The 14132-nt window shown below is 75.0% G+C and carries 11 protein-coding genes, 1 tRNA gene and 1 pseudogene; 10 read left to right on the top strand and 3 right to left on the bottom strand.

Annotated elements, in window-relative coordinates:
- The first annotated feature begins 5 nt into the window (after positions 1–5).
- The 5 genes and pseudogenes from ACFW01_RS03220 to ACFW01_RS03200 form a co-directional block, all read left to right on the top strand.
- Positions 6–773 (top strand): PIG-L deacetylase family protein, encoded by a 768-nt coding sequence (locus ACFW01_RS03220; protein ID WP_384502255.1) that lies wholly within the window; start codon positions 6–8, stop codon positions 771–773.
- A complete protein-coding gene (locus ACFW01_RS03215) occupies positions 770–1483 on the top strand; it encodes a 4-carboxy-4-hydroxy-2-oxoadipate aldolase/oxaloacetate decarboxylase (protein WP_384502254.1) in 714 nt (237 codons plus the stop codon). The genes ACFW01_RS03220 and ACFW01_RS03215 overlap by 4 nt, the downstream gene beginning before the upstream one ends.
- On the top strand, positions 1480–2577 hold the full coding sequence (locus tag ACFW01_RS03210; RefSeq protein ID WP_384502253.1) for a 4-oxalomesaconate tautomerase: 1098 nt from the start codon (positions 1480–1482) through the stop codon (positions 2575–2577). The genes ACFW01_RS03215 and ACFW01_RS03210 overlap by 4 nt, the downstream gene beginning before the upstream one ends.
- Entirely contained in the window at positions 2574–3524 is a 951-nt protein-coding gene (locus ACFW01_RS03205) for a VOC family protein (RefSeq protein ID WP_384502252.1), read from the top strand. Before ACFW01_RS03210 ends, ACFW01_RS03205 begins: the two co-directional genes overlap by 4 nt.
- Positions 3525–3533: 9 nt before the next feature.
- Positions 3534–3920, top strand: a pseudogene (locus ACFW01_RS03200) (MFS transporter); the annotation flags it as partial.
- A 122-nt stretch (positions 3921–4042) separates the two neighbouring features.
- On the opposite strand, the gene ACFW01_RS03195 reads toward ACFW01_RS03200, so the two are convergent.
- Positions 4043–5002 carry a bile acid:sodium symporter family protein gene (locus tag ACFW01_RS03195; protein WP_384502251.1) on the bottom strand — a complete coding sequence of 320 codons (960 nt, stop codon included), beginning with the start codon at positions 5000–5002 and terminating at the stop codon, positions 4043–4045.
- A gap of 146 nt (positions 5003–5148) precedes the next feature.
- Here ACFW01_RS03195 and ACFW01_RS03190 point away from each other — a divergent pair.
- Positions 5149–5222: transfer RNA gene (locus tag ACFW01_RS03190), tRNA-Pro, on the top strand.
- A 233-nt stretch (positions 5223–5455) separates the two neighbouring features.
- Here the strand turns inward: ACFW01_RS03190 and ACFW01_RS03185 are convergent.
- On the bottom strand, positions 5456–6535 hold the full coding sequence (locus ACFW01_RS03185; RefSeq protein ID WP_384502250.1) for a hypothetical protein: 1080 nt from the start codon (positions 6533–6535) through the stop codon (positions 5456–5458).
- Positions 6536–6607: 72 nt separating this feature from the next.
- On the opposite strand from ACFW01_RS03185, the gene ACFW01_RS03180 reads away from it, so the two are divergent.
- On the top strand, positions 6608–8422 hold the full coding sequence (locus ACFW01_RS03180; protein ID WP_234960480.1) for a helix-turn-helix transcriptional regulator: 1815 nt from the start codon (positions 6608–6610) through the stop codon (positions 8420–8422).
- A gap of 19 nt (positions 8423–8441) precedes the next feature.
- Here the strand turns inward: ACFW01_RS03180 and ACFW01_RS03175 are convergent, their stop codons facing one another.
- Positions 8442–11306: a CHAT domain-containing protein gene (locus ACFW01_RS03175; protein ID WP_384502249.1), complete on the bottom strand. Its 2865-nt coding sequence runs from the start codon at positions 11304–11306 to the stop codon at positions 8442–8444.
- 161 nt (positions 11307–11467) lie between these two features.
- Between ACFW01_RS03175 and ACFW01_RS03170 the strand changes: the two genes are divergently transcribed.
- The 3 genes from ACFW01_RS03170 (at position 11468) to ACFW01_RS03160 (ending at position 14066) form a co-directional block, all read left to right on the top strand.
- Entirely contained in the window at positions 11468–12901 is a 1434-nt protein-coding gene (locus ACFW01_RS03170) for a S8/S53 family peptidase (protein WP_234960482.1), read from the top strand.
- 71 nt (positions 12902–12972) lie between these two features.
- Positions 12973–13548 (top strand): RNA polymerase sigma factor, encoded by a 576-nt coding sequence (locus tag ACFW01_RS03165; RefSeq protein ID WP_122616409.1) that lies wholly within the window; start codon positions 12973–12975, stop codon positions 13546–13548.
- Entirely contained in the window at positions 13545–14066 is a 522-nt protein-coding gene (locus tag ACFW01_RS03160) for a hypothetical protein (RefSeq protein WP_234960484.1), read from the top strand. The genes ACFW01_RS03165 and ACFW01_RS03160 overlap by 4 nt, the downstream gene beginning before the upstream one ends.
- The last annotated feature ends 66 nt before the right edge of the window (positions 14067–14132 follow it).

Below are 14132 nucleotides of genomic sequence, written 5' to 3'. Positions count from 1 at the left end.
CGAGCATGACCCACGGCAACGCGCCCGCCGCCGTCCCCCGTTCGACCCTCGCCCGTTCGACCCTGGTCGTCACCGCGCACGCCGGTGACTTCGTGTGGCGGGCGGGCGGCGCCCTCGCCCTGGCCGCCGCACGCGGCGAGAAGGTCACCATCGCCTGCCTGACCTTCGGCGAGCGCGGCGAGTCCGCCAAGGCCTGGCGGGAGGGGAGGACGCTGGCGGAGATCAAGGCACTCCGCCGGGACGAGGCCGAGCGGGCCGCCGCCGCCCTCGGCGCCGAGGTCCGCTTCTTCGACGCCGGCGACTATCCGCTGACCGCCACCCCCGAACTGACCGACCGCCTCGTCGAGGTCTACCGCGCCACCCAGCCCGACGTCGTGCTCACCCACCCCGTCGAGGACCCCTACAACGGCGACCACCCGGCCGCCAACCGCCTCGCCCTCCAGGCCCGCGTCCTCGCCCAGGCCATCGGCTACCCGGCCGAGGGCGAGATCATCGGCGCCCCGCCCGTCTTCTACTTCGAGCCCCACCAGCCCGAGATGAGCGGCTTCCGGCCCGAGGTGCTGCTCGACATCACCGAGGTGTGGGAGACCAAGCGCCAGGCCATGGAGTGCCTCGCCGCCCAGCGGCACCTGTGGGACTACTACACCGACCTCGCCGTCCGCCGCGGTGTCCAGCTCAAGCGCAACGCGGGCCCCAACCTGGGACTCGCCCACACGACCATGGCCGAGGCGTACATGCGCCCCTACCCGCAGATCGCGAAGGAGCTGGCATGAACGGCGTCGTCGTCACCAACCCCCCGAAGGCCGACGCCGCCGACGTCGAGGCGCTCGCCGGGTACGGCGTCGCCACGGTCGGCGAGGCGATGGGCCGCACCGGACTGCTCGGGCCCGGACTGCGCCCGGTCCAGCAGGGCGTACGGATCGCCGGCACCGCCGTCACCGTCCTCGGCTGGCCCGGCGACAACCTGATGATCCACGCCGCCGTCGAGCAGTGCGGCGAGGGCGACGTCCTGGTCGTCACCACCACCTCCCCGTCCACCGACGGCATGTTCGGCGAGCTGTTCGCCACCGCCCTCCAACGGCGCGGCGTACGCGGCCTGGTGATCAACGCCGGGATCCGCGACACCCAGGAGCTGCGGGAGATGGGCTTCGCCGCCTGGTCCCGCGTGGTCAGCGCCCAGGGCACGGTCAAGGCCACCGGAGGCTCCGTCAACGTCCCGGTCGCCGTCGACGGCCAGGTGATCCGCCCCGGCGACGTGATCGTGGCCGACGACGACGGCGTGGTGGTCGTCCCCCGCGAACGGGCCCGGCGGACCGCCGAGGCGTCCGAGGCCCGCGAGGCGAAGGAGGCCGGTGCCCGCGCCGCCTTCCTCGACGGCCAACTGGGCCTGGACCGCTACGGGTTGCGGGAGAAGCTCGCGCAACTCGGCGTGACCTACCAGTCGTACGAGGAGTACACGTCCGCCCCCGGGGAGCCGTCATGAGCGTCCCCGAGGGGGTGCGCTGCACACTGATGCGCGGCGGCACCTCCAAGGGCGCCTACTTCCTCGCCGGCGACCTGCCCGCGGAACCCGCCGCCCGCGACGCCCTGCTGCTGCGCGTCATGGGCAGCCCCGACCCGCGCCAGATCGACGGGCTCGGCGGCGCCCACCCGCTGACCAGCAAGGTCGCCGTGGTCTCCGGCTCGGCGGACCCGGACGCCGACGTCGACTACCTGTTCCTCCAGGTCGCGGTGGACGCTCCCGAGGTCACCGACCGGCAGAACTGCGGCAACCTCCTCGCCGGAGTGGGCCCGTTCGCCGTGGAGCGCGGCCTCGTTCCGGCCGGGGACACCGAGACCTCCGTACGCATCCGGATGCTCAACACGGGTGAACTCGCCGTCGCCACCTTCCCGACCCCGGGCGGGCGGGTCGACCCCACCGGCACCGCCGCGATCTCCGGGGTGCCCGGGACCGCCGCCGCCATCGTCATCGAGTTCCCGCAGGGCGCCGGCCCGCTGCTGCCCACGGGCAACGTCCGCGACACCGTCGCCGGCACCGAGGTGACCTGCGTCGACAACGGCATGCCGGTCGTGCTGATCCCGGCAGCCGCGCTCGGGGCCGGCGGCCACGAGACACCCGCGGCACTGGAGGAGGACGCGGTGCTCGCCGGCCGCCTGCGCGAGATACGGTCGGCCGCCGGGCGCCTGATGGGCCTCGGCGACGTCGAGGGCACCACCGTGCCCAAGCTCACCCTGCTGGCCCCGCCGCGGGACGGCGGCGCGGTCGCCACCCGCACCTTCATCCCCGTGCGCTGCCACACCTCCATCGGTGTCCTGGGCGCGGCGAGCGTGGCCGCGGGCCTGCGGCTGCCCGGCGGGGTGGCGGAGGGGATCGCGCGACTCCCCGACTCCGGCGACCGCGTGCGCGTGGAACACCCCACCGGCTTCCTGGAGGTCGACGTCCAGGTCGACCCGGCCGGCCCCGTGGTCCGGCGTACCGCCGTCGTACGCACCGCGCGCAAGATCTTCGACGGCACCGTCTTCCCCCGGTCCGCCGCGGCGGGCGGTCCCCGCACAACGCCCTGGAGGGCACCGTGACTCCGCCGCTTCGTGACATCGCCCATGTCGGCCACGCCCAGCTCTTCACCCCCGACCTGGACGCCAGCGTCGCCTTCTTCACGGACTACCTCGGCCTCACCGTCAACGGCCAGGACGGCGACACCGTCTACCTGCGCACGTTCGACGACTACGAACACCACAGCCTGGTGCTCACCGCGCGCGAGCGGGCCGGCCTCGGCCGCCTCGCCCTGCGCGCCTCGGGCGAGGAGGCGCTGCGGCGCCGGGTGGCGGCCCTGGAGGCCGCGGGGCGCCCGGGGAAGTGGGTGGAGGACGAACCGGGCCTCGGCCCGCTCTACGTCACCACCGACCCCGACGGCCACGAACACGCCCTGTACTGGGAGAGCGAGCACTACCGGGCGCCGGAGGGACTGCGGCCGGCGCTGAAGAACCAGGCGCAGGCCAAACCCAACCGGGGCGTGGGCGTACGGCGGCTCGACCACGTCAACTTCCTCGCCGCCGACGTCCTCGCCAACGCCGAGTTCCAGGAACAGCTCCTCGGCGCCCGGCCCACCGAGCAGATCCGCCTCGACTCCGGGCGGATCGCCGCCCGCTGGCTGACCTTCACCGACAAGTCGTACGACGTCGTCTACACCGAGGACTGGACCGGCTCCTCCGGGCGCCTGCACCACATCGCCTTCGCGGCCGACACCCGCGAGGACATCCTGCGCGCCGCCGACCTCGCCGTCGACACCGGTGTGTTCATCGAGACCGGACCGCACAAGCACGCCATCCAGCAGACGTTCTTCCTGTACGTCTACGAGCCCGGCGGCAACCGCATCGAGCTGTGCAACCCGCTCACCCGGCTGGTGCTGGCGCCCGACTGGCCGCTCGTCACCTGGACCGAGGCCGAGCGCGCCAAGGGACAGGCGTGGGGCCTGCGGACCATCGAGTCCTTCCACACCCACGGCACACCGACAGTCGGCTGACAGGGGGCGTTGGCCCTGCTGGTCGTCGGCCTCTGCTGGCTCGCCGTGCTCTTCGACGGCCTGGACATGTTCATCTACGGCTCGGTGCCGCCCCACATGCTCGAGGAGAAGGCGCTCGGCATCACCTCGGGGCAGGCCGGCGACCTCGGCAGCTACGCCACCTTCGGCATGCTGGTCGGCGCGCTCACCGCGGGCACGGTGGCCGACCGGATCGGCCGCAAGAAGCTGATGGTCTCCTGCGTCGCCCTGTTCTCGCTGGCCTCCGGGCTCTGCGCGGTCGCGGACGGCGTCACCGTCTTCGGCCTCGGCCGGACCCTGGCCGGCGTCGGCCTCGGCGGCCTGCTGCCGACCGCGATCAGCATGGGCGGTGGGCCCGCGCCGTACCTGCGGGGGAGCCCAGGGGGCGTAGTACGACCGGGGCGGCGGGTCCCACGGGCGGAGGCCGCCCCGGTGCGTGCCCGGGTCCGGAATCCGCGGCGAGACCCGTCGTACGGCCGACCCGGCCGACCGCCGTCGTCCTATCGCCCCCGGCGTGACAGCCATGCGGCTGTCAGCGCGCCGGAGATGTTGTGCCAGACGGAGAAGACCGCGGCGGGGAGGGCCGCCAGGGGGCTGAAGTGGGCGGTGGCCAGGGATGCCGCGAGGCCGGAGTTCTGCATGCCCACCTCGAAGGCCATCGCCCGGCTGCCGGGCTCACCGAGCCGGCCGAGGCGGCCCGCCCCGTAACCGAGGGCCAGGCCGAGGCCGTTGTGCAGGACCACCGCGACGAACACCAGCCCGGCGGCCGACTTGATGGCGTCCGCGCTGCCCGCCACGACCACCGCGACGATCACGGCGATGGTCAGCGCCGACAGCCAGGGCAGCGCCGGCAGCGCCCGCTGCACGTACCGCCCCGCGAGCAGCCGTACGACGACGCCCGCGAGGACCGGCAGCAGGACCGTCTTGAGGATGTCGGTCACCATGGACCCGGCGTCCACCGGGAGGTACTCGCCGGCCAGCAGCAGCGTCAGCGGCGGGGTGACCAGCGGCGCGACCAGCGTGGAGACGGTGGCGACGGAGACGGAGAGGGCGACGTCACCGCGAGCGAGGTACGTCACCACGTTGGAGGCCGTGCCGCTGGGCGCACAGCCGACCAGGATCACGCCGGCCGCGAGCTGCGGGGGGAGGTCGAGCAGGTGGGCCACGGCCCAGCCGAGGCCGGGCATGATGACGTAGTGCGCGACCAGCCCCAGGGCCACCGCCCAGGGACGCCTGGCGACCCCGCGGAAGTCCTCCGGGGTCATGGTGATGCCCATGCAGAACATCACGACGCCCAGCAGGTACGGCACGGCCTCGCTCCACCCGGTGAAGCTTCCGGGGAACAGCAAGCCGAGCGCGCCGGCCACGAGGACGAGGATCGGGAAGACGGTCACGGCCCGCCGCGCGGAGCGGTCGGCGGTGAGGTCGGTACTGGCTTGTTCGGGTCGTTCGGTTCGCACCGTGCGAGGTAACGCCTGGCCGGCCGCATGACGCAAAGCCGTCTCGCGATGTGATCATCGGGACGGCCGGCGCGAACCGGCGGGCCCCGTTCCCTGGATGAGGTAGGGTTGACCAGCGCGATCACGGAATTCCGTGGATCGCCCACCGGGACGTGGCGCAGCTTGGTAGCGCACTTGACTGGGGGTCAAGGGGTCGCAGGTTCAAATCCTGTCGTCCCGACGGTGGTGAAGGGTCCTCGCGGGCGACAGCTCGCGGGGGCCCTTTTCTTGACGGGCGCCCCCGTACGCCGGCCACGCCGGCCCCGCTCCGCGTAAGCCGCCGTGCCCGCCGCCCCCCAGCGGCGGACACGGCGTGTGCCGCCGTACGTCACCCTCCCCCGAAGGTGGCGTACGGCGGCCGGCCCCCGGTGCCGGACCGTGGCCGCGGCGCCCGGGTGTCCCTGAGTCCCGCGGTCACCAGCACATGACCGCGGTCTCGCCCGCACCCCACGAGGAGTACAGGCGCACCCGGACGACATAGCGGCGGCCCTTGACGAAACGGGCCCTGAGGGTGGCGTTGCGGGAGGTGCCGCCGTCGTCCTGTCCCGCGAGGAAGCGGGGCACGCCGTCCCGCTCCTCGAAGACCACGACGACGGCGTCGCTGTCCCCGAAGGTGCCGACGGTGTACTCGCGGGTCTCCGGCGGGTCCAGACGGAAGTCGGCCTGCTCGCCGGGCCCGAGGCCGAGCGGTACCGAACGGAACGGCACCAGCGGACCCGGCCGGGCGGTGGGCGGGTACCAGCGCAGGGCGAACTCCTTGTCGGCGGCGGACAGGGTGCCGGGCGGCTGGAGGCCGGAGCGGTAGTGCTCGGGCTCCAGTATCAGACCCGACGGGAAGGGGTACTCCATGATCGACTGCGGGTCCCATACCGGTCCGTTGGCCTCGTCGCCGTCGAGCTTGCGCAGGATGTTGTGGAAGGTCCGCTCCCGGCTCCAGTGGTTGGGCGGGCCCGCCAGCTCGGCGTAGACCGCCTCGTCGTCCCAGAGGATGCCCGCGAACGGGCTCTGGTGCTCGTGCAGCATGCCGAGCGCGTGCCCGATCTGGTGCAGGGCCGTCGCACGCTCACCCGGCGCGGTCAGGTCCCAGCCGAAGTTCATCGTGCGGTCGTTCAGACCGACCCGGAGCGCGTCCTTGCCGATCGCCGACCAGGATCCGTCACCGGGCTGGAAGCCGATGCGCAGCTCCGCCTCCGAGCGGTCCCGCACCTCGGTGAGACCGACCCCGATGCCGAGGTCCCGCCACTCCCGGAAGCAGTCGCGCACCACGTCCCGCTGCTCCTCGGTCCCCACCCACGATTCCCGCCGCGGCCGGCCGGACCCCCGCATCGGGACCACCGAGTCGTCGGTGTCGCCGCCCAGGAAGCAGTAGTGCAGAACGGTTCCGTCGACCCACATCCGCTGCCCGCCGACGAGCGCGGCGACACGCTCGGCGGCCAGCCCCGGCGCGAACGCGGGGAGCGGCTGCTGCGCGAGCGAGCAGTAGCGTGCGGTCATGGCCCCCAGACTGCCGTCCGGCCCGGATCCGGCGCCTGAGTCGGGGGGTACTCAAGTCACCCTGTATCAGGGATGAGCAAGCCGGCTCATGTTGTCGTGACGACTTCTCTGCGGGACGCGAAGACGCTTCGGAAGCACTGGCCGTTCACCGGGCGGACGGACGAACTGGAACTGGTGCGCCGGTCCGTGGCCGCCGGACGCGGCGGCCTCGTGGTGACGGGCCCGGCGGGCTTCGGCAAGACCAGGCTCGTGACCGAGGCCCTGCGCGGCCTGGACTGCGCCCGCGCCGCCGGCACGCCCGAGGCCCGGGACATCCCCTTCGCCGCCTTCGCCCACCTGCTGCCCGAAGGCGTTACGCTGCACCGCGCGGTACACCTGCTGTCCGGCGTACGGCTGCTGCTGGTCGACGACGCGCACCTGCTCGACAGCGCCTCCGCCGCCCTGGTGCACCAGCTCGCCGTGCACGGCCGCACCCGCCTCCTGGTGGTCGCCACCGAGGGTGCCGCCGTACCGGGCGCGGTGTCCCGGCTGTGGTCGGGCGAACTGCTGCCGCGCCTCGTCCTGGAGCCGCTGCCCCGCGAGGAGACCGCCGAACTGCTCACGGCGGAAGCGGGCACCGGTCTGGAACCCCTCACCGCCGACCGGCTGCACCGCCTGTGCCGGGGAGACCTGCGGCTGCTCCGCGACCTGCTGACCGCCGTGCGCGAGCACGGCCTGCTCGTGCCGGTGCCCGGTACGGACCAGCGGGCCTGGCGGGGGCCCGTACCGATCACCGTGGGGGTGCGGGAACGCATCGCGCACCTCCTCAGCCGCGAGCGCGCCGAGGAGCGCGAGACCCTCGAACGCCTGGCCTTCGCCGAGCCCCTGCCCCTGGACCCGGACGCCCTCGACGTACCGATCCTGGAGCGCCTGGAGGCCGACGGCCTGGTCACGGTCGACGACCGGGGCGCCGCGCGGCTCGCCCACCCCCTGCACGGCCCGGTCCTGCGCGCCGCCGCGGGCCGGCTGCGCGCCCGGCGCCTGGCCCGCACCCCCGACCAGCGCGGACCCGCCCTGGAGGCGGAGCGGGCCGCCCTCGCGCTGCGCATCGAACAGGCCGACGTACGGGAGCTGGAGACGCCGGTGGGGGAGTGGCTGGCGGCCGAGGGAGAGCCGCTGCCCGCCGGGTACGCGGCGCTGCGCGCCCGGTTCGCCCGGTTGCGCGGGCGGCTGAGCGAGGCCGCCGCGTGGGCCCGGGAGGGACTGCGGACGAGCCTCGACGACTCCTCCTGCCTCAATGAACTCGCCCTGGCCACCGCCCAGTCGGGTGAGACACCGGCGGAGAGCCACGGTACGACCGCCTGGGCCGCCGCCGCGCGCGGCGACCTCGACGAGGCCGTCCGGGCGGCCGGTTCCGGTGACCCGTACGACGCCGTACGGCTCGGCGCCCCCGACCGGGCCGCCGGGCGGCTGACCGGCGTCTTCGCCGAGCACGCCGACGCCCTCGCCCGCGAGGACGGACCCGCGCTCGACCGGGTGGCCGAGGAGCTGGAGCGGCGCGGCTTCCTGCTGTTCGCGGCCGAGGCGCACGCCCAGGCGGTGCCCGCCCACCGCGACGCGCGCGCAGCCCGCACCGCCCGCACCCGCGCCGTCGCCCTCGCCAGGCGCTGTCAGGGCGCCCGCACCCCGGCCCTGTCCGGACTGGTGCTCGGCGAACTCACCGCCCGTCAGCGGCAGATCGTCACCCTGGCCGCCGCGGGTCTGAGCAACCGGCAGATCGCGGAGCGGCTCACCCTGTCCGTCCGCACCGTCGGCAACCACCTCTACGGCGCCTACACTCGCCTCGGCGCCGGTGACCGCGGCGCCCTGCCCTGGCTGATGGACCTGCCCGAGTCCCAGCCCGCCTGAGGCGGTCGGCGGCCGGGTCTCAGGCCGCCCCGAACGCCGAGAAGGCCCAGCCGGTCGCCTGGTGCACCGCGTCGCTTGGCAGCGCGGCTCGCGCGTCGCGCAGCGCCTCCGCCAGCGACAGACCGGCGTCCAGGCCCTTGTGCAGGGTGAGCATCAGCGGCACCACCGCGGCGTCGTTGACGGGCGCGCTGCACGCCACCACGCCTGCCGTACCCAGCGGCAGCAGCGCGGTGACCAGCCCGAGCAGCTCGTCCGCGCCGACCGACGCGAACCGCGCGGTGTCGCAGCAGGAGAGGATGATCCGGTACGGGCTGCGGTCGAGGCGCTCCAGGTCGTGCACGATGAGCGGCCCGTCCGCCATGCGCAGCGACGAGAACAGCGGGCTGTCCGCACGGAAGGTGCCGTGCGCGGCGATGTGCGCCAACGCGGCCCCGTCCAACTCCCGCAACACGCGCGGCACCCGCGCCGCGTCGCCCTCCAGCACGGTGGGCCGCGGCACGGGACGGTCGGGGGCCCCGGCCCCGCCGCCCGGCACGCCGTACGCGTGGGCCGGGCCGTGCGCCCGGTCCGTCCGGTCGGGGGTCCCGACCGCGTGGCCGGGCGTCCCGTCCATGCGGTCCGGCGTCGCCTCCGCGCCGTCGGGCGGCTCGTCCGTCCGACCCACCGGCCCCCTGTACACGCCGGTGCCGGGCGCGCCCGGAGTCGTGGCGTCCGGTGCCGCCAAGCCCGACGTGTGCCTCCCCGCCGCCCCGTACCGCTCCGCCAGCTCCGTCACCTCGGCGCCGCCGCTCGCCAGTCCCGGGCCGCGGACCAGGACCTGGCGGCCGCCGGGCGGTGGGGCCGTGTCGCTCGCGCGGAGCCAGCTGCTCGCCGACGGCGACACGCTGAGCACCCGCTCGCGCAGCGCGGGCAGCAGGGCCCACGGCACCCGGTGCAGGCGGCCGGGCGGGACCACCACCACCGGACCGGAGCCGAGGTGGGCCGCGGCGGGGCCGAGCAGCAGCTGCTGCAGGCGCGCGCCGGCCGCCTCCACCAGGGGCAGCCGCGCCTCCGCCCCCGGGTGGGCCAGCCGCCGCAGCCCGGCCTGCACGTGCTCCGCCTCCCGTTCCGCCTCCGCCAGCAGCCCGGCCTCGAACCGCCGCACCCGCCCCCGTCCGCACAGCAGCACGTGCACGCGCCCGTCGAGCACGGCCAGTTCCACCAGCCGTACGCCGTCCCCCAGCCGCCGCAGCAGCCGCCCGACGTCGAACCGGTCTCCGTCGCCGGGCGCCCCGCCCCGCATGTGCAGGGTGCGGGAGCGGATCTCCCGCTCCAGACGCCGCTGTTCGCGCTCCAGGGCGGGGACGGGCCGGCCGCCGTCCGTGCGGGCCTCCTCCGCGCGGGCGGCGATCTCCCGGAACGCCGTCATGCCGCTCAGCAGCGCGGGATCGGCCGGCGGCCGGGTCGGCGGCGCCGTCAGCACGGTCGCCCGCCAGCGCTCGCTCCACACCAGCAGCCGCCGCGGCCCGCCCGACACCAGGCTGGCCTGCTGCGCGAGCGCCGCCAGTTCGGCCCCCTGCGCCGTGGCCCGGGCCCGCAGCTCCGAGGCGCCCAGCGTCATCCGGTGGTCGTCGAGCACGTCCAGGCCCCGCCGGCACGCCTCCAGCACCCCGCGCGCCGACCCCGCCGCCCGGGCCCGCAGCGCCTGCGCCGCCCAGCCGGTCATCCGCGCCAGCGGCGGCCCGCCGTGCCGGCTGCGCGCGGCGACCGCCAGATGCCGTTCCGCGTCCGCCGTCCAGCCGAGACCGAGCGCGATCCGGCCCGCGAGCAGCGACGCCTCCGGCGCGGCCGGCGCCCCGAAGGCGGCCAGCCGTTCGGCCACCGCCGCCGCGTCCGCGACCAGCCGCCCCGACGCCCGCCCCGTGGCGACCCGCGCCTCCAGCAGCACCAGCCGGGCGTGCGTCTCGTACCAGGTGCGCCGCTGTCCGGCGAACAGCCGCACCGCCAGAGCCGCGCGCGCCAGCGAGGTCCGCGGCTCGCCCGCCAGCCGGGCCGCCCGCGCGGCGACCAGCAGCAACTCGGCCCTGCGGGTGGACTGCCCGCCGATCCCGTCCAGCGCGGCCGTCGCCGCGTCCGCCTCGGCCAGCGCCTCCGTGGCCAGCCCCGCCGCCATCAGCACCTCGCACCGCCGGATGGTGAGCATGAACGTCGGCGTGCCCAGCTTCGCGTACCGCTCCTCCGCCTCGTCGAGCAGCCGCAGCGCCGCCGGCACGTCACCGGACCGGAACGCCGCCAGGCCCCGGCTCTCCACCGCGTCCGCCTTGTCGTGCTCCTGGCCGGTGGTGTCCCACAGCCGTTCCGCCGCCGTGAAGTCCGCGTCCGCGCGCTCCACCGAGCCCAGCGCCAGGTGCACGGTCGCCCGCAGCGTCAGCGCCCGCGCCGTCCAGATCACGTCGTCCGCCTGCCGCAGCACCGGGATCGCCCGCCGCACGTCCTCCAGCGCCTCGCCGTGCCGCCCGAGCACCCACCAGACGTACGCCCGCCGGTACAGCACCCGCGCCCTGGTGTGCCCGGTCCCACGCGCCACGCCCCGCTCGAACGCGGCCAGCCCCTCCCGCGTGCGCCCGGAATGCACCAACGCGACCCCGAGCGTGGCCAGTACGTCCGCCTCCCGCTCGGGCGAGTCCGCGCGGGCGGCCAGATCCCGGGAGCGCCGCAGCTGGGCCAGGGCCCGCCGGGTGTCGCCGAAGTCCCGCTGCCAGATGCCGATCACCTGGTGGGCGACCGAGGCGTGCAGCGGCGACGGATCGGCCGCGAGCAGTTCCTCCGCCCGCGCCAGCGCTTCGTTGGGGGCGGCGAACACCATGGGCAGCAGTTGGAGAACCGAGTCGTTTCCCGCCGTCACCCCACGGATGGTAGTGCTCCGGAACCACACCCCACAGGTTCGAGTCTGTATCAATCGGCTGCCCCGGGACTCTGATTGACGAGCGCGGCCCCGACCGCAGCCAGACCGCAGCCGGACGCGGCCCCGACCGCCGTCACCGCCGCCGACGTGGAGGACATGCCATGGCACCACAGCGATTCCACGAGCAGTTCGACCAGATCCAGCGCTCCATGCCGGACATTCCGCTGGCGATGGGCCCGGACGACTCCGCCGAGTTCTTCTACGAGAAGGGCGTCGTCCTCGCCCGCGACGGCGAAGAGGCCCGCATCGTCGAGGACACCGTGCGCGACCACTTCACCGCGATGTCCGGACTCACCTCGGACTCCGTGCGCCGCACCGGCCCCGAGACCAACCGCACCGGCATCACCCGCATCCGGGTGGGCGAGGCAGACGAGGGCGACCGCGGCACCGACTCCACCGTCGCCCACGCCCTGCGCTCCCTGCGGACCGTGGAGGGCCGCGCGGGCCGCCGGCTGATCAGCCGCAACCACGTCGTCTCCATCGCCGTCAACGCCTGCCCCGGCGACGAACCCGTGCCGGTCCCGGTCAGCGAGCCGCCGAACCCGGCCGCCGCCGGTACGCCGTACGACGAGGAGACCGCCGTGGGCGTCCTCGTCATCGACACCGGCCTCATGAACGACTACCGCTCCTACCCGCTGCTGGCCCACACCGACGGTGACGCCCAGCTCAAGGAGTGCGACGACGACGGCGTCCTGCTGCAGTACGTCGGCCACGGCACCTTCATCGCCGGGCTCGTCGCCGCCGTCGCCCCCAACACCGACGTGACCGTCCTGGGCACGCTCAACGACGCCGGGGCCATCCTGGAGTCCGAGCTGGGCGAGAAGCTCTTCGAGGCCGTCGACCGCGGCGGCTGGCCCGAGGTCCTCAGCCTCTCCGCGGGCACATCCAACGGCCGCGTGGACGGGCTGCTCGGGGTGCACGCCTTCATGGAGGAACTGCGCGACCAGCGCACCCTGCTCGTCGCCGCCGCCGGCAACAACGCCAGCGCCACGCCGTTCTGGCCCGCCGCCTACGCCGACCTGCCCGGCTGGGAGAACTCGGTGCTGTCGGTCGGCGCGCTGCGCTCCGACGGCGAGTTCGGCGCCTGCTTCTCCAACCACGGCGGCTGGGTCAAGGTCTACGCCCCGGGCGAGCGCCTCACCAGCGCGCTGACCGGCTTCGGGACCCCCGTGCCGTACGTCTACCAGCACTCCACCTACGACGCCTGCCGGTTCGGGTTCGCCTACCCCTGCACCTGCCAGTACCCCCGGCACAACGGGGTGCTGAGCGAACCGGGTGAGGCGCCCGCCAAGCCGGACCAGGTGATGTTCGAGGGGCACGCGCAGTGGAGCGGCACCTCGTTCGCCACCCCCGTGGTCGCGGGTCTCGTCGCCGCCCACATGACGGCCCACAAGGAGAGCGACCCGCGCGCGGCCCGCACGCAGCTCCTCGCGGCCAACACCGAGTACGCGGAGGTGCGGGGCGCGCACGTCCCCGCGCTGCTGCCGCCCACCTGGCACCCGGTCACCGTCGACCCGTCGGCCGGCGGGTCGTGAGCGTCCTGACGGCGGCCGGAAGTACTCGCTCCACGGCGTACGATGACGTGTCGTACACGAGGGGTGGGACCGTGGACCGTGCACATGTCGGGGCGCTCGTCCAGTCGGCCGCCGACGGGGACGCGGCGGCCTGGAAGTCACTGGTGGACGGGCTCGGCCCGCTGGTGTGGTCCGTCGTGCGGGCGCACGGGCTGTCCGACGCCGACGCGCACGAGGTGTACCAGACCGCCTGGTTCCGGTTCGCCCAGCACCTGGGGCGGATCCGCGAACCGGAGAAGACCGGCTCCTGGCTGGCGAGCACGGCGCGCCACGAGTGCCTGAAGCTGCTGCGGGCCTCGAAGCGGTGGACGCCGACGGACGACCCGCAGCTGCTCGACCGGCCGAGCGAGGACCGTACGCCGGAGGAGTCGGTGCTCGACTCCGAGGAGGCCGCCGCGCAGACCGAGCGGGTGCGCCGGCTGTGGCAGGAGTTCGAGGAACTGGGCGAGCGGTGCCGCCAGTTGCTGCGGGTGCTGATCGCCTCGCCGCCGCCCAGCTATCAGGAGGTGTCCGCCGCGCTGGGGATCGCGGTGGGCAGCATCGGACCCATGCGGCAGCGCTGTCTGCGCCGGCTGCGGGCCCGGCTGGAGACACGGGGGACGGCATGAGCGACCGGCACGACGACTTCGACGGGCTCGACGACTTCGACGAGCCCCGCGACGGACTTCTCGGGGAGGCGTTCGTGGACGACGACCCGGACGACGGCCTGCTGGAGGAGGAGCTGCGGCAGGCGGCCGCGATCCTGGACCCGGTTCCGGCCGGCCTGCGTCAGGTCGCCGTCGACGCCTTCGCGCTGCACGACCTCGACGCCCGCGTCGCCGAGCTGACCTTCGACTCGCTGGTCGACGCCATCCCGGTCCGGGGGGAGACGGACCCGCCGCGGATGCTGACCTTCCGCAGCGACGGCGTGACCGTCGACGTGGAGGTCACCGCGGACGGCCTGATCGGCCAGGTGCTGCCGCCGGGCCCGGCCGGGATCGAGGTGCTGAGCGGTCCGCGGGCGCACGCCCGGCTGACCGCCGACGACATGGGCCGGTTCACCGGCGACGCCCCGCCCGCGGGCCCGTTCGCGCTGCGGCTGCGGACCGGCGGCGAGGTGGTCGTGACGGAGTGGCTGCGCGCCTGACCCGGCGGCGGTCGGACGGGTGCCCGCGCGCGGCCGTGGACGCCCCAGCGACCGCGCGCCGCAGCC

It is taken from the genome of Streptomyces sp. NPDC058985, from assembly GCF_042740985.1.
Taxonomy (GTDB): Bacteria; Actinomycetota; Actinomycetes; order Streptomycetales; family Streptomycetaceae; genus Streptomyces.
Note: the sequence above shows the minus strand (reverse complement) of the source record. Positions and strands in the feature narration are given on the sequence as shown.